Origin of the sequence: Gemmatimonas sp. (genome assembly GCF_046594945.1) — a bacterium.
GTDB lineage: Bacteria > Gemmatimonadota > Gemmatimonadetes > Gemmatimonadales > Gemmatimonadaceae > Gemmatimonas.
Genome location: NZ_JBKJRB010000040.1, coordinates 39,258 through 55,317 on the forward strand (window position 1 = coordinate 39,258; position 16,060 = coordinate 55,317).

Annotated in this window: 14 protein-coding genes; all 14 read right to left on the bottom strand. The window is 64.3% G+C overall.

Features of this window, described 5'->3' with window-relative positions:
- Positions 1–4 precede the first annotated feature (4 nt).
- The 14 genes from ACLL97_RS04795 to ACLL97_RS04860 all read right to left on the bottom strand — a co-directional run bounded on the left by ACLL97_RS04795 (position 5) and on the right by ACLL97_RS04860 (position 15,830).
- Complete coding sequence (locus ACLL97_RS04795) at positions 5–1,348, bottom strand: amidohydrolase (RefSeq protein WP_411279340.1); 1,344 nt, start codon at positions 1,346–1,348, stop codon at positions 5–7.
- A 26-nt stretch (positions 1,349–1,374) separates the two neighbouring features.
- Positions 1,375–2,835, bottom strand: coding sequence for an aldo/keto reductase (locus tag ACLL97_RS04800; protein ID WP_411279341.1), 1,461 nt, complete (start codon positions 2,833–2,835; stop codon positions 1,375–1,377).
- A 32-nt stretch (positions 2,836–2,867) separates the two neighbouring features.
- Positions 2,868–4,358: an APC family permease gene (locus ACLL97_RS04805; protein WP_411279376.1), complete on the bottom strand. Its 1,491-nt coding sequence runs from the start codon at positions 4,356–4,358 to the stop codon at positions 2,868–2,870.
- Positions 4,358–4,837 (bottom strand): hypothetical protein, encoded by a 480-nt coding sequence (locus ACLL97_RS04810; RefSeq protein WP_411279342.1) that lies wholly within the window; start codon positions 4,835–4,837, stop codon positions 4,358–4,360. The genes ACLL97_RS04805 and ACLL97_RS04810 overlap by 1 nt, the downstream gene beginning before the upstream one ends.
- A gap of 129 nt (positions 4,838–4,966) precedes the next feature.
- Entirely contained in the window at positions 4,967–5,119 is a 153-nt protein-coding gene (locus ACLL97_RS04815; protein ID WP_411279343.1) for a hypothetical protein, read from the bottom strand.
- Between the two features lie 312 nt (positions 5,120–5,431).
- The gene (ccoS, locus tag ACLL97_RS04820; protein ID WP_411279344.1) at positions 5,432–5,566 is read right to left on the bottom strand and encodes a cbb3-type cytochrome oxidase assembly protein CcoS; all 135 of its coding nucleotides are present in this window, start codon (positions 5,564–5,566) and stop codon (positions 5,432–5,434) included.
- Positions 5,563–8,058, bottom strand: coding sequence for a heavy metal translocating P-type ATPase (locus ACLL97_RS04825; RefSeq protein WP_411279345.1), 2,496 nt, complete (start codon positions 8,056–8,058; stop codon positions 5,563–5,565). The genes ccoS and ACLL97_RS04825 overlap by 4 nt, the downstream gene beginning before the upstream one ends.
- Complete coding sequence (locus ACLL97_RS04830) at positions 8,055–8,846, bottom strand: sulfite exporter TauE/SafE family protein (RefSeq protein WP_411279346.1); 792 nt, start codon at positions 8,844–8,846, stop codon at positions 8,055–8,057. Before ACLL97_RS04830 ends, ACLL97_RS04825 begins: the two co-directional genes overlap by 4 nt.
- Entirely contained in the window at positions 8,846–9,364 is a 519-nt protein-coding gene (locus tag ACLL97_RS04835) for a FixH family protein (protein ID WP_411279347.1), read from the bottom strand. Before ACLL97_RS04835 ends, ACLL97_RS04830 begins: the two co-directional genes overlap by 1 nt.
- Positions 9,361–10,827, bottom strand: a complete 1,467-nt coding sequence (gene ccoG, locus ACLL97_RS04840) for a cytochrome c oxidase accessory protein CcoG (RefSeq protein ID WP_411279348.1) — start codon at positions 10,825–10,827, stop codon at positions 9,361–9,363. Before ccoG ends, ACLL97_RS04835 begins: the two co-directional genes overlap by 4 nt.
- Complete coding sequence (locus ACLL97_RS04845) at positions 10,824–11,432, bottom strand: cbb3-type cytochrome c oxidase N-terminal domain-containing protein (RefSeq protein ID WP_411279349.1); 609 nt, start codon at positions 11,430–11,432, stop codon at positions 10,824–10,826. The genes ccoG and ACLL97_RS04845 overlap by 4 nt, the downstream gene beginning before the upstream one ends.
- A 3-nt stretch (positions 11,433–11,435) precedes the next feature.
- Complete coding sequence (locus tag ACLL97_RS04850) at positions 11,436–11,630, bottom strand: cbb3-type cytochrome oxidase subunit 3 (protein WP_411279350.1); 195 nt, start codon at positions 11,628–11,630, stop codon at positions 11,436–11,438.
- A complete protein-coding gene (gene ccoN, locus ACLL97_RS04855; RefSeq protein ID WP_411279351.1) occupies positions 11,627–13,858 on the bottom strand; it encodes a cytochrome-c oxidase, cbb3-type subunit I in 2,232 nt (743 codons plus the stop codon). The genes ACLL97_RS04850 and ccoN overlap by 4 nt, the downstream gene beginning before the upstream one ends.
- A 199-nt stretch (positions 13,859–14,057) precedes the next feature.
- Complete coding sequence (locus ACLL97_RS04860) at positions 14,058–15,830, bottom strand: methyl-accepting chemotaxis protein (protein ID WP_411279352.1); 1,773 nt, start codon at positions 15,828–15,830, stop codon at positions 14,058–14,060.
- Positions 15,831–16,060 lie beyond the last annotated feature (230 nt).

Here is a 16,060-nt window from a genome sequence, read left to right on the forward strand (position 1 = left end):
GGCCTTATTGCTTCATGGCTGGTTTGGCGGTGGCGATCCCGCCGCTCTTGAGATAGTCCACCGCAAGATTGGCCATGGCGCGCACACCGGTGGGCAACGCGGCTTCGTCGGCGAAGAACAACGGCGAATGATTCGCCGCCTGCGATTTCTGATCCATGCCCATGGGGGCCACCCCGAGGAAGTAGAACAATCCCGGAATGTCTTTGGTGAAGGCGGGGAAGTCTTCGGAGCCCGTGACCGGGTTGATAGTCTTGAAACCGCCGTCGCCCGCCGTACGCTGCAGCGTGGGCGTCATCTTCTCCAGCAGTGACGCGTCGTTCTGCGTGATGAGTCCACCGATGGAAAGACTCACCCGTGCCGTCGCGCCGCCGGAGTGTGCGATGTCTTCCACCGTGCGCTTCACGCGCGTGTGAATGTCCTTCCGCATATCGGGGTCGAAGGTGCGGATCGTGCCGATCATCACCACGCTGTCGGGAATGATGTTGCCGCGATTGCCGCCCTGAATCATGCCGATGGTGATCACGGCCGGGGCTGACGTGACGTCGATCTGCCGGCTCGCAACGGTTTGCAGGCCCATCACGATCTGCGCCGCAATCACGATTGGATCGACGCCCGACCAGGGTGCGGAGCCATGCGTCTGTCTCCCCTTCACGACGATGTCGATCTGGTCGGCGGCCGCCATGAAACCACCGGCGCGCGTGCTGAGCGATCCGAGCGCTGAGGGCCATACGTGCAGGCCAAAGATTGCCGACGGACGCGGGTTCTCGAGTGCCCCGTCGTTCACCATCGCCTGTGCACCGCCCAATCCTTCCTCAGCCGGTTGGAAGATGAACTTCACCGTGCCGGGAATGCGGTCCTTCATCCCGGCGAGCACTTCGGCCGTGCCCATCATGATCGCGACGTGATTGTCGTGCCCACAGGCGTGCATCACGCCGACCTCTTGGCCGTTGTACATCGTGCGAACTTTGCTTTTGAACGGCAGGTCCACGAGCTCCGTGACCGGAAGCGCATCCATGTCGGCGCGCAGCGCGACCACCGGTCCCGGCTTGCCCCCGCGCAGCACGCCGACCACGCCTGTCTTGCCGACATTCGCTGTCACCTCGAGGCCAAGCGCGCGCAGGTGCCTCTCAACGAGGGCTGCGGTGCGCACTTCCTGATTCGACAGCTCGGGATGCTCGTGGATGTCGCGACGCCACGATACTACTTTGGGCATCACGGCCGTCAGGCGCGTTTCGATCTCGGCTGTGAGCGGATCGGCCGCTTTGCCTTGCGCAAAAACCGGTGAAGCGGCAGCCGACAACACGAGCGCGGCAGCGGCAAGCGAATGGCAGTGGGTGCGGAGCGTCATAGAGGCAAGTCCGGAGTGAAGGATGTTCAGGATTCAGTGACGATAGCGTCGGCTTCGATTTCCACTAGATATTCGGCGCCCACAAGCCGTGCCTCGACCAAAGTGTTCGCCGGCAAAATGTGGCCGAAGCGCTCACCGTGGGCGCGGGCGACCGCCTCCCAGTGCGCCACATTGGACACAAACACGCGAGTGCGTACCACGTCTTCGAGCGTGCCGCCAAGCGACTGGATAGCGCCGGTGATCTTGTCGATGGCGAAGTGCGCTTGCGCGGCTGCATCGGTGCCGCCGATCAGGCGATCGCCATGCGTGGAAGTCGTGCCCGACACGGTGATCTGAGAGCCTTTGCGCACGGCGCGACTGTACCCCGCCATAGGCTCCCACACCGTTCCGCTGAGTGCGAGCGTACGTCCATTCACCCCAGGGCGCGTGGCGAATGGCGCCGGGAACTGCGACACATGATGGCTGAGGTCTCCGCTGGCCGTGAGATAGGGCGGGTAGCGGTATTCGTGACCACAGTCGCCGGGGATCGCGGTGAGCGCCGACTGTGCCTCGGCGAGCGCACGATGATCGTCGTGGTCCATCGTGAAGGAGAACAGCTTCGCCGTATCGGCCACATGCGTCGACTGCCCTAAACGCGCGCCGATGATCACGCCCGCCACGCCGGGCTGATCAAGCACCCAGCGACTGGCCACGCCGGCAATCGATATGCCGTGTTTGGCGGCGATACCCTGCGCCGCACGCAACAATTCCTGGAATGGCGCCCAGCCACCGGCCGCGCGAATGAACCGGCCATACTTGAGCAGCGACCAAGTGCTCAGCGACTCCCAGTCGGGCTCTGTTGCGCCGAGCCATCGCTCGCTCAGAAATCCACCCAACAATGTGCCATAACACAACAGCCCCACACCGTTCGCCAGCGCATACGGCGCGAGCGTGGCGGTGAAGCGCGTGTCGAGCAGCGATCCACTGACCTGATTCGTCGCAATGCGAATGCCGCTGGCGATGGCCACCCGCAAGTGTGCGGTGTCCACGTTGGTGAGACCGATTGCGCCGATACGTCCGGCGTCGCGTTCGGCCTCCAGATACCACAAGGCATCGAGCCATCGCGGATCGGCGAAGGTCCAGGCGTGAAACTGGAGTACATCGATACGGTCGGTGCGTAGTCGTGCGCACGCCCGGTCGATGGCGGCGCGCACATCGCGTTCGATGACGGGTCCGGGCTCCGGCACCCACTTGGTGAGGCACTGTACTGCGACATCACCCTGTATCTGCTGCCGGAAAATGCCGGCCACCTCTTCGGCCGATCCGTAGTGATCGGCCATATCGAATGTGGTAAACCCGCGCTCGACGTACTCGCTCATCGCGTGTGCAGCCGCATCGCGATCAAACACGCGGCCGTCGCGTTCCATGTCGGCCAATTGCCACAGGCCGGTCAGGACGCGGGATATCTCGAGACCGGGTGCCAGCGTATAGCGGGGAATCGTCGTCATCGGGGTGCTCAGTCGCCGTTTCAGCGAGTGGATTATTCGGGAGGAAGCTCGGCGGTGATCGCGCGCAGGTCGCCACCGCGGCGGGCGAGGGCACGGGTTTCGCGCCAATAGATCGCGCTGCCGATCACCATCACGATGACCCATACCGGCGTAGAGCGTGCATACCACACGGACACCGTGGCATGGAGATCGCGCCACGTGTGGACCACCAGCAGCACGGACAGCAGCACCACGGCGGTGCTTGCCACTACGACCTGGAGCGGGCGCGACGGCAGCACACGCATGGCCATGGCGAGCGATGGATTGCGGGCCGGCAGTCGCAGGACCGAGAGCGCCATGAAGATGAAGTTCACCAGCATGGCGGTCACCAGGATGTCCACGCCCAGAAAGAAATCACCAGCGAGGTGGCTCCCGAAGATGCCGACGGTGGCGAGAATCGCCGAGACGAACAACGCCACGTGCGGCGTGCCGTAACGCGTGTGCACCGCAGCGAGCTCCTGCGGAAACACGCCGTCCTCCGCCCAGGCGAAGCACAAGCGTGACACGCCGAGCAGCATGCCCGGCAAGTCGTTAATGAGCGACACGGCCGCGCCCGACACCATGATGATGGCCACGACGGGGGACGTGAGTGCGGATAGCAATCCGGGCGCCGTGACATCGCGCACGCGACTCTCTGCCGCGACGTGCCACCAAGGGACCGCATGATATACGGCGGCCGTGAAGAGGAAGTAGAACGTGCCCACCATCGCGATCGTGAGGCCGATCGCAAGCGGAATGGAACGCGACGGGTTCTTCGCTTCACCGCCGGCCTGGGCGATAGCGTCGAAGCCGATGAAGCTGGAAAAGAGAATGGCGGCGGCCGGTGGCACGACGGCCCAGAACGACGCGCGCGCCGGTTCCGGCGGCAGCGCGCGCTGCTGTGCCTCGAGCAACGCTACGTATTCGCTGGCCGAGTGCGAGAATCCCGTGACGATAACGAGACCACCGCACACGAACATTAGCAGCATGAGCGGGAGCAGCGTGTTCGCTACCGCGCGAACACCGCGCAGGTTGACGAACACGAACGTCCACAAGAACAGCAGTGCGAGCCCCAGTCGTAGCGGGCGTTGGTCGAGCATGGCGGCCACCCCCGTCCACTGTGCGGCGGCAGCGATATCGCGCAGAAACGGTGGGATCACGTACGACACCACGCCGATCGCGATGCAGAGTCCGAACCACTGCGAGAAGCTGGCGAGGAAGCCGGCGTACGGCCCGATCGCGCGACTGGCGTAGACATACGAACCACCGGCGCGAGGCATCGCGCTGCCTAGCATGGCGTAGCAAAGCGCCGCCAGCACGGCGGGAATGGCCGCAAGGGCGTACGCCACCAACACCCAGTCGCCGATGCCCGGAACGGTGCGTTGCAAGGCGAACGGCACGATGTTGATACCGGCACCGACCATCGAGCAGATGCCGGTGGAGGCGAGGGCGAGTACGCCGAGCTCGCGACGAAGCCCGGTCGACCGAGGCGTCCCGGGGACCATCACCGAGGGGACGTCAGTGCGCGACCGCCACGGAAGGCGCGTACGCCGACCTCGGTGTCGTTGAGCAGGAGCAAGGCGTCCGGTCGTCCGTACTGTCGCATAAGGTCGTGCATGAGAGGGGCGTCGTCATCCCACGGATAGCCGAACACCACGTCGAAATCGTCGAGGGCGCGGCCAAGCTGCAGGTAGCCCGAGGGTCCGTTGCCGATGGTGTTGGAGTCGTGGCCGCCACCGAGCCGCTTGTAGCCGGTGGGGAGAAAGCTACCGGTCACGAACTGCGCTCGTGAGTCGAAGCGCGCCGCGAGCGCGCGTGCGGTCGTGACCAGCGCGGTATCAAGTTCGATGCCGTACGACTCGAAACCCATCAGGTCGGCCATAACGGTAATGACGCCAGTCGCCGAACCCCATTCGAGGAAGCGTGCTCCAGGGACGCGGTGGGCCAATAAGGCCGCCCGGACCGCATCGTAGTCGGCGGCCACGAATGAATGGAAGTCACGGTCGCGCCCGTGGTGCTCGAAGTGCTCCCAGAGGCTCCACCCTTCGGCGCAGATGGCGTCGAGATGCGCGTGCAGCGCACTATCGTCGTGCGAGTGCAGCGTGGTGGCCGGCTAGGTCGATCGCGCGGGCGTGTCGCCGTTCACGGCGTGGGTCCGCACGGTTTGCATGATGCGGACCATGTCGGCCTCGCAGCGGTTGCGTTCTTCTGGCGTCCACAGGTCGACATTGGCCGCGGCACGGATGGAAGCGAGCATCTCGTCCACCAACTCGCGTAACCGCGGGTTGTGGCGACGCTCCGGTCCATCCCGATGGGAACTTGTCTGGGCATTACTCATCGCGGTAATGTTGCGTGAAATCGCGGCGTTCGTAAGACCGGGCCACGGGTGCGCACGTGCGATATCCGCGCGGAAGCTGTATGGGGGCGAACGGGTGGGCCACTTTGGGAAGCGGCGCTCCGATACCGGCAGGGGTAAAGGCCCAGTTCGCTTCACCATCCGGAGCACCGCTTCCGGCAGCCCATACCCGTTTGCCCCAGAAGCTTCCCTGTAGCCCCCCACGTTTGCACCCGCGGCCGGTCAGTCGTGGAGCACCCGCACGGCCGGCGTCTCCAGATCGTCGTACTGCCCAGTTTTGGCGCTCCATACGAACGCCCACACCGCGCCTCCGACAATGATCAGGGCCAGCGGCAATACGATATAGATGACGCTCATGAGACCGACTCCGTGGTGGTGGATCGAGCAAAGGTGGTGCTGTACCAAGAGCCCAGCACGACGGTGATCGAACTCGTGGGCATGAGGATCGCGGCGAGAAGCGGGGTGAGCAGACCGAACACGGCCAGGCTGGCGCCGACGAGATTGTATCCGATGGAGAGGGCGATATTGCGGCGAATCACACGCAACGTGCGCCGCGACCCCTCGGTGAGTTCCACCAGCGCGCCGAGTCCTGGGCGCGTGAGATAGATGTCGGCGGTGGCGAGACACGCTTCCGCGCCGCCGTGCACGCCGATGCCTACGTGGGCGGCGGCGATGGCCGCGGCATCGTTCACGCCGTCGCCCACCATGACCACCGTGCGTCCTGAGGTGGCCTTCAGTTGTTCAACAAACGCCAGCTTCCCTTCGGGCGAGACTGCGCCGATGGAGTCTTGCACTTCAAAGGCAAGCGCCCGGCCCACCGACGCAACCACGTCCTGGGTATCACCGCTCAGCATCACGGTCCGCCATCCGCGTCCACGCAACTGCTGAAGCGAGTCGAGCGCGTCATCGCGTACCCGGTCGCCAAGACCAGCTATAGCAACGACCACGCCATCAATCGCGATGTGGACCGGGGTCAGTGTGCGATCGAGGTCATTTATCACACGATGCAGTGATTCATCGATGTCGATGGTCGATTCGCGTACGAATCGCGGCGACCCGATGCGCACCTCGTGGCCATGGACAGTGCCTTGAAGACCGCCACCCGCGATATGGCGTGATGAGGACACTGCCGCCAATGGCAGGTCAGGCCAGGCACGACGAAAGCCATCGGCCAGCGGATGCGATGATCCGTCTTCCAGCGCGAGGACCAACGGCTTCACCCAATCCGGACCATGCCAGACGGTGAGTGCCGTGCGTCCCTCGGTGATGGTGCCCGTTTTATCGAGTACGAGAATGCCCGGGGTTGCCAGCAGCTCGAGCGCGTCGCCGCCCTTGATGAGCATGCCGCGACGAGCTGCACGCGCGACGGCTACGGTGATCGCGAGCGGTGTGGCCAACGCGAGCGCACAGGGGCAGGTGACGATCAGCAGCGCGATCGCGTCATCGAGCGCATGCGCCGCCGATCGCTGCGACTTGACGACGAACGTCGTCACCGCCATCACGAGCACGATCGCGGTGAAGCGCCCGGCCATACGATTCGCCAGCTGTACGACGGGCGCGCGTCGCTTCGCACTCTCCTCCACCTGTCGCATCAGCGTCGCGATCCGGCTCGCTTCGCCGGCCTGCTCTACGTGCACGCGTAGCGGCGATTCCATGTTCAACGTACCGGCGTACACCATCTGACCCACCGTCACTGATGCCGGACGTGATTCACCGGTGAGCAACGCCGCATTCACGCTCGAGTGCCCACCCATCACCACGCCGTCGGCGGGGAAGGACTCGCCCGCGCGCACATCCAGCAACATACCCGGCAGCAGCGCTTCACTCGGGATGTCGCGCACCGCATCGTTTTCGATGATGCGCGCTGTGGTCGGCGCGATGGCATGCAGCTCTTCGGCGGCGTCGATGGCCATGCGCTGTCCGCGCTGCTGCAGAAAACGCCCCACGAGCAGGGCAAAAATCAGCAACGCCAGTCCGTCGAAGTAAATCGGTCCGGAATCGGAGATCGTATTCATCGCGCCACGAATGAACCCGGCGGCGAGCGCGATCGCGATCGGCAGATCCATGTGCAACGCGCGCGCGCGCACCGACACCCAGGCGCCGGTGAAGAATACGCGACCCGGCCAGACGAACGCCGGTATTGTGATCGCAAAACTCACCCACCGGAAGAAGCGCGTGAGTCCGGCGTCCATCGGGTCGAGTTCGCCGGCATACAGCGCGAGCGCAGCCAGCATCACGTTGATCGCAATGGCGCCGGCAATGCCGATGCGTACGAGCATGGCGCGATCTTCGCGTTTGCGCATTGCAGCGCGCGCGACGCCGCGAAACGGGTGCGGCGGATAGCCCAACGCGTCGAGCGACTGCGCAATGCGAGACAGCGACACCGAGGTGATGTCCCATTCGATCACCGCCAAGGACCGTCTCACATCGAGCTCGGCTCGCAACACTCCGGGCACCAGCAGCGGCACGCGCTCCACCAGCCACACACAGGAGGCGCAATGCACACCCTCGAGATAGAGCTCGGTGCGAGAGAGGCCGTTGGGAAGCGCGGTCACGTAGAGATTTGCGAAAGCCGGATGATCGAACTCGTCGAAGCTGCGCCCAGATGCCCGTACGGGCGCTTCGCGCCGTTCAGCGAAGCCGTAGTAGGAATCGAGACCGTGCGCGTGCAGCATGCCGAACGCTGTCTGGCAGCCGTGGCAGCAGAACTGTCGCGCAGCATCGTCTTCCCGCAAACCCTCGGGCACCGGCAGACCACAGTGCGTGCACCGCAGATCGGTGGCACCGGGTGCCGGACGGGCAGCGGTACTCACGGCGGTACTCACGGCGGTACTCACGGCAATACTCACGGTAGCGCTCCGTGGTGGGCGTCGGCCGCCTGAGCCGACGGCGCGTCGGCGCCGATGGTGGCCGCTCCGGCGTGGTGCATCGAAAAGCGTCCGGAGATCGAGAGCAGTCCCATCACGAGCACCAACGCGGCGCTGAGCAGCGGGAGCCGTTGGCGGAGGGGACCGAACAACCGTTGGGCACCGAGTCCAACGGCCAGCAAAGCGGGGACGGTACCGAGCCAGAAAAGTGCCATGGTGAGCACGCCGGCGCGGACGCTCCCCGAGCCCCCGGCAGTCGCCACAAAGACATAGAGCCAGCCGCAGGGGAGCATCGTGGTCAACAGCCCCGTGAGCCACGCGCGCGTGGCCATCGGCTGCTCGCGCACTGCGTGCAGCACCTGACCCATGGCACGCTGCCACGCCTCCGGCGCGCGCCGGACGCCCAGCCGCCGGACGCCCAGCCGCCGGACGCCCATACGCCGGACGCCCAGCCGCACGCCCCGCTGGGCCGCCATGGCGCTGAGCGCCCATCCAATCATCAGAACACCGGCCACGACCGCTGCCGCGTGCTGCAGGCCGGCCATGGCGCCCAACGAGGACACACCGGCACCGATCGCGCCGGCAATCGCACCAAGGGTGAGGTACGACGTGAGACGTCCCACGTTGTACATCGCATGCGCACGCAGTGCCGCGGCGTCGGTGCCACTGGCGGAGCCGGTGTAGAAGCACACAAAGCCCCCGCACATGCCGGCGCAGTGTACGCTCCCCACCAGGCTCGCCAGTAGAATGCCCGATGCCGTGCCGATCATCACTCGGGTCCGCTTCTCGCAGTCGGGGCGGCGCGCACGATAGCGCGCACGGCGGTTATGCGTAGGCTCGACGTGAAGTGCGACGTGTCACGCGTGGCGTTCACGCGCACTTCCCATTCGCCGGGCGTGTTGATCGGCAGCGTGGCCGTGTACACGCCGGCGCCTTCGTCGGTGAGCGTGGCCGTGGTCAGGTCGTTGGCACGCGCGTTGAACAGCACGGTCGCTTCGACTGTAGCGCCGAGCAACGGCAACGCCTGCTCGTCACGCAGCACCAGGCGCAGCCGCGTGGGTTTCCCTTGCACGATCGAGTCCGCGAACGCGTGCACACCCCAGCCGAGATCGAGATTGCGGTGGCTCTGCGCCATCGTGGAGTCGTAGAACACCGCCTTCCTGTAGTAGTCTGGCTCGACCGAGAATGAGGGATCGTTGTTCGCAATCCGCATCATCACGAGGTTCGCGGCAACCGTTGCCCCGAGAATCGCGGTAATGCCGATGGGCCAGCCCATGCCCGCTTTCATGGAAATTTACCGGTTGAAGCGTTGCCGACCGGGCCGAGGAGTCGATAGTCCACCGACTCCTGATAGCGACCGCCATCGGTGACACTGAGTGTGATCATACGCTCACCGTTGGCGAAGGCACGGCGCGGGAGGAGCACGAACAGACTCGTCGTGCGCGTGGCGCCGGCGTCGACGCGGAGCGGATTCTCCGGCGCCACGACGGTGATCTCGTCGGAGCGCATGCCCGCTGGAGTGAGTCCGTCGAGTGTGATGGTGTACGCCGTGGCCGCCCCGCGACGATTGGTGATCTTGATACGAATCTGGTTCGAAACACGTCCGTCGGCCTCTTCGGTGAACGGGCCGTCGAGTCCGCCGCGCAGCACGGTGAGATCGGCCGACTCCTTCAACAACAGGGCGGCAATGAGTGTACCGATCAGGAGGCTGAGTACCACAGGATAGAGAATCGTACGCATGCGCCACAACTGCCGCGGCATGCCGGCGATGGCGTCCTGTGACGAGAAGCGAATCAGTCCGGTGGGCTTGCCGACTCTCGTCATGATGTCGTCGCAGGCATCGATGCACTGCGTGCAGTGCACGCACTCCATCTGCAGGCCGTGACGAATGTCGATGCCGGTGGGGCACGTCTGCACGCACGCCCCACAATCGATGCAATCGCCCGCGTGCGGATCACGGGTTTTGCCGGCGTGCTCACGTGGTTCGCCACGGATGAAGTCGTACGCCACGATCACCGATTGGCGATCGATCAGCGCCGCCTGCCAGCGGCCGTACGGGCACACGATGAGACAGGTCTGTTCACGGAAGTACGTGAAGTTGAACCACACCAATCCGGTGAACAGCACGACAAAGAAGAATGCCGTCGGATGCGCCGACGGAGGGCTGGACATCCAGCCATACAGCTGATCAGTGCCGACAAAGAAGGCGAGCAGCGTATGCGACACGAACAGCGCCATCGCGAAGAAGGTGAGGTACTTCGCGATGCGCCGTGGCGTGAACCACGAGCCCCGTTTGTCGAGATGGCGCGAGCCCGTGTAGCCGCCGTCGAACCAGCGTCCGATCGGACGGAACAGGAACTCGAGATACACGGTCTGTGGACAGGCCCAGCCACACCACGCGCGCCCGAAGAGCGCCGTAACGAGAAAAATGCCGATCACCCCGCTGCCCATCACGAGCATGAACAGCAATGTATCGGTCGGCAGGAAGGTGTAGCCCATTAACGTGAACTGACGGCGCGGCAGGTCCATCAGGAACACGGGCTTGCCGAATACGCGCAGGTGCGGTGCGGCGAAGAACGCGGCCATCAGCAGATAAGCGACAACCTGTCGCTTCTTCCACCACGCGCCATGCGAGGGCTTCGGGCGGATCCAACGACGCGAACCGTCTTCGTTGAGCGTGGGGAGCACGCGTCCAGAGGGGGTGTTCGCCCGAGTAGAACTGCCAATGCCCGATGGTGCGGTTGGGCTCACGGAGTAACCGGTATTCCTTGTGGTGCCTTCGGGTTTGCCGGATTCGATCCCTGCAGCGACGCGACATAAGCCACGACCTGTTCGAGCTGCTTCGGCTTCAACAGCTTGCTCCACGCGGGCATGCCTTTCTCGAGTACACCGTTGGTGATGGTCTTGTAGATGTCGGTGATCTGTCCACCGTGCATCCACGCATTGTCGGCGAGATTGGGGCCGATGAGCCCGCCGCCATCCATGCGATGACACGAGGCGCAGTACGTGGTGAACGTCTCGCCGCCTTCGTGCACCTCCTCCTTGTCGTTCACCATCGCCAGCAGTTTGTCGGCGGACACGTCACTGGTGGGTGCGGGGTGCGCCGCTGCGAACGCCTTCATGTCGTCTTCGTAGTCCGCGATACGACCCTTGCCGTTACCCACGGGACCGATGTTGAAGAGGTAGATCACCGAGAAGATGATCGTGCCGGCAAAGGTCATCAGCCACCAGCGCGGCATCGGATTGTCGTACTCCTGGATGCCGTCGTACGAGTGTTCGATGAGCCGGTCATTCGTCGACTTGAAGTCTTTGTTCTCCTTGTCGTCCTTCTTCTCCGTGCTGTCGTCGGTCGACATCGGTCAGCCCTCCTTCGTGCGGGGCGTGATCACACAGTCGTCTTCGAGCGGTAGCAGCGAGGCTTCATACAGCTCGCGGCTCCGTGACGGAAGAAACGTGCGGATGGTGATGGCGATGAACACGCCGAGGAAGAGGACCAGCGCGATCTCGGCGTAGTTTGAGAGATCGGCGTAGCTCATGATGTCGGAGAGTTTCATGGCGCCCCCTTGGCGGCAGTGTGCTGCACCTTGATATCACGACCGAGGCGCTGCATGTAGGCGACGATCGCCACGATCTGCTTGTCCTCGAGTCCCCGCGGTCCGCCCTGTTCCACGATCGCCGCCGCCATCGTCTTCGCCTGCTCACGGGCCATCGCGGGCGCCCTGTTCAGCGCGTCGCCGTAAGGCACGCCGACCATCGCCATCGCATCGACCCGCGATTGGATCTGCTCGAAGTCGATCGTCTTGGTCAGGAAGTGCGCGTAGGCTGGCATGATCGATTTCGCCGTGACCGCTCGTGGATTCTCAAAGTGGCGCACGTGCCAGAGGTCGGGATACTTCCCGCCCTCACGGGCCAGATCGGGACCGATGCGGCGCGATCCCCACAGGAACGGATGCTCGTACACCGACTCGCCCGGCTTCGAGTACTCACCGAAACGCTCGGTCTCGTAGCGAAAGGGACGTATCATCTGCGAGTGGCAGTTGAAACAGCCCTCGGCGATGTACATGTCGCGACCGGCCAGTTCGAGCGGCGTGTACGGCTTCACCGACGCGATCGTGGGTACGTTCGACTTGATCAGGAAGGTAGGAAGAATCTCGAACAGCGAAGCGACCACCACGGCCAGAATGGTGAGCGCGGTGAAGAGCATCGGCGCGCGTTCCCACGCGCGGTGCCACTGCACCTGGTTGAAGCGCGCCCAGCGACCCGTGGCGGGCACGGCCGGGTTGTCGTCCACGTACGTCGGCGACAGTGGCGCCGCCTCGATCACGGGCACGTCGTAGCGCGCCGGACGGCGCATCCACGTCATGATGATGTTCCACGCGAAGATGAACATGCCGACGATGAAGAACGAACCGCCGACCACACGCAGCCAATACATCGGGAGCAGCTTGATCACGGTCTCCACGAAATCGGGATACGCGAGGCGTCCCGTTTCGTCGAACGCGCGCCACATGAGGCCTTGGGTCACGCCGGCGCTATAAATCGCGACGACGTAGAGTACGATGCCCACGGAGCCGATCCAGAAATGCAGCTCCATCCCCTTCTTGCTGTAGATCTCCGTTTGGAACAGACGCGGCAGCAGCCAGTACACCATGCCGAACGTCATGAAACCGTTCCAGCCCAGCGCGCCCGTGTGCACGTGGGCGATGATCCAGTCGGTATAATGGGCCAGCGCGCTGACGCTCTTGATCGAGAGCATCGGGCCCTCGAAGGTCGACATCCCGTACGCGGTGATGCCGACCACGAAGAACTTGAGGATCGGATCCGTGGCGACCTTGTGCCAAGCACCGCGCAACGTGAGCAGGCCGTTGATCATGCCGCCCCACGACGGAGCCCAGAGCATGACGGAGAAGAGCATGCCGACGGTGCTCGCCCACTCGGGGAGCGCCGTGTAGTGCAGATGGTGCGGACCGGCCCAGATGTACATGAACACCAGCGACCAGAAGTGCAGGATGGACAGCTTGTAGCTGAACACCGGCCCTTCGGCGGCCTTGGGCATGAAGTAGTACATCAGGCCGAGAAACGGTGTGGTCAGAAAAAAGGCCACGGCGTTGTGTCCGTACCACCATTGCATGAAGGCGTCCTGCACACCGGCGTAGATGCTGTAGCTCTTGAACAGCCCGGCCGGCATGGACAGGTTGTTGAAGATGTGGAGAATGGCGACCGTGACAATTGACGCGATGTAGAACCACAACGCGACGTAGAGGTGCCGCTCACGACGCCGGATCAGCGTGCCGAAGAAGTTCACCGCGAACGCAACCCAGACAACCGCGATCGCGATGTCGATCGGCCACTCGAGTTCGGCGTATTCCTTCGCCTGCGTGAAGCCCAGCGGCAGCGTGATCGCCGCGCTCACGATGATGGCCTGCCACCCCCAGAAGTGGAACTTGCTGAGCCCATCGGAGAACATGCGCGCCTTCAGTAGCCGCTGCGTGGAGTAGTAGCAGCCTGTGAAGAACGCGTTGCCGGCGAAGGCAAAAATCACCGCATTCGTGTGCAACGGACGCAAGCGCCCGAACGACAGCCACTCGACGTTGAAATTGAACATGGGACTGGCGAGCTGCAGCGCGATCAGGAGGCCGACAAGCATGCCCACCACGCCCCAAATAAGCGTGGCGAACAAAAACTTGCGTACGATGTCGTCATCGTACGAGAACCGGTCGAGCGTCGCGGCCGACACGCGCGGCGTAGCCGGCAGGGCGACTACGCTGGGTGCGGAAGTCATCGAGTTTCTCTGGCGATACGTGGAAGGGGGGGCATGAGAGGAGAGTCTAGGCCGTGGCACACCCCGCGCCCGTCAGGCGCATCACCGGATCACGTCGGGGATTCCCCGATGGTGGGCAACGCCATAGGCGGGCGAGACCGGATGGTCTCGCCCGCCTATGGTATCTCCCTCGCGCTCCGGCCTGCTCACGCCACTCGACTTACGCCACTCGGCGGACCGACGGTCGACCCGACCGGCGCGCCGACGCGCCATCAACCACGAACCGCTCGCTCTGGGCCCGCTGAGCCCGCGCCTGCGCGCTCAATTCCTGCGCCGCGCTGGCCGACTCCTCGGCGTTGGCCGCCGCATGCTGTACCGTGCCATTGAGTGCTGTCACGGCATCGCGGATCTGGCGGATGCCCTCTTGCTGCGAGCTCGTCGCCTGCCCGATCGACTCCATAATCGCGTTCACGCTGCTGATGCGCGTCGAAACCTCGCGCAGCTGGGTGTCCACCTGAGTCGAAATCGACACACCGCCTTCCACCCGCTGCACCGCCTGATCGATCAGTGCGGCCGTAGTGCGCGCGGCGTCGGCACAGCGCAGGGCGAGCGCCCGAACCTCGTCGGCTACCACCGCGAAGCCCCGACCGGCGTCACCGGCGCGCGCCGCTTCCACCGACGCGTTCAATGCCAACAGGTTCGTTTGGAAAGCGATTTCATCGATCGTCTTCACGATCTTGGCTGTTTCGCGCGCCGCCGTACGAGTTTCGTCCATCGCCGTCATGAGGCGCTGCACTTCAGTCACACCGGCACCGGCCGCCGTGCTGGCGTCGGCGGTGGCCGAGCGGGCCTGTCCGACATCCGCCGCGTTCGACTGGCTGAGCGAAGCCAATTCGGTCAGACTGGTGCTGACCTCTTCCAACGAAGCAGCCTGCGCCGACGTCAGCTGGGCCAGATTGTCGGAACCATTCGCGATCTCGCCCGACGCTCCGTCGATCTGCTCCGACGCCGATCGAAGCTCCCCGATTGCATCCCGTAACTGCTCGAGAGCGCCGTCCATCGCCGCCGCCGTCACGTCGTACGTCTTGCCGAATCCGCCCCCGACCACGCTTGTCAGGTCGCCGTCACGCATGGCGACGATGGCCGGCGTGAGCGTGTCGAGGAAGCGCTGGGTGTTCGCCTGATCCTGCTCGTTGAGCACGCGGAGCGCTTCCACGGTCCGTGACGCGTCGACCATACGGGTCGCCATCGACTGGAACGCCCCGTGAAGCTGCACCTGCTCGTCGAAGCGCATCGCCCGACGTTCTTGCACGGCCAACCCAAGTTCGGCGGCCCCATGATCGAGCGACCGGACGGCCGCGATCACCGTACGCACCGCCGCGGCCACACCATCTCCAACCGGCTCGCGGTCCACGCGCCCTTCGCCCAACGACTCGAGCGACTCGAACACGTCTTGCGTGGTCGATGCCTCGCGATGCAACTGCAGCGACATCCACACCAGGATCGCACTTTCGAACACTACGAACAGTGCATGCACGACCACGATGGCATGACCGCCGACGGTGTGATTTAGCAGAAAGACGCCCGCCCCCATCGTCTGGAGTACGTGAACGCCGACGTGGTGCACGGCAATCGTGACCGCCGCCGCCACCACGACGCGCCAGTCGCGGTACACCAACAGGAACGCGAGTGAGGCGAACACGTGGAAGTGCGCCTCGATCATTCCGTGGGCCTGATGGATGAAGACCGCGGAGTAGGCCATGAAGCCCACTCCAATAGCCATGCGCGTGAGCGCCGAGCCCGCGGCCGATCGCGACAGCCAGAAGGCGCCGAGCGAGATCGGCAGGGCGAAGGCGAAGGATGTGGTCCAGGTGCCGTGAATCGTCGCCAGGAACAGCGAGATCGGAAAATGGGCGAGGAGGACCAAACCCAGCAGGCGGTCGGCGGCGACACGGCTGCGGCCGAGCACGGTATCAGCAAGAGAGGACGACATCGCAACGAGTCGATGGAGCCAAGGCTCCGATCAGGGGTACCGGCGAGACGGTGACATCGTCGTCGAACCGCTTCATCGCGTGGATATCCCGTTCGGCACGCCACTTCAAGTGGGCGCAACCGTTCCCTGTCCAGTATCGACGGGGACGCGCGATTCTTCATCGCTCCATCTGGTAAATGTCTCCGTTGCGTCAGTCGCCGTCGCCTGCCAGTCGCCTGCCACCCAATTCG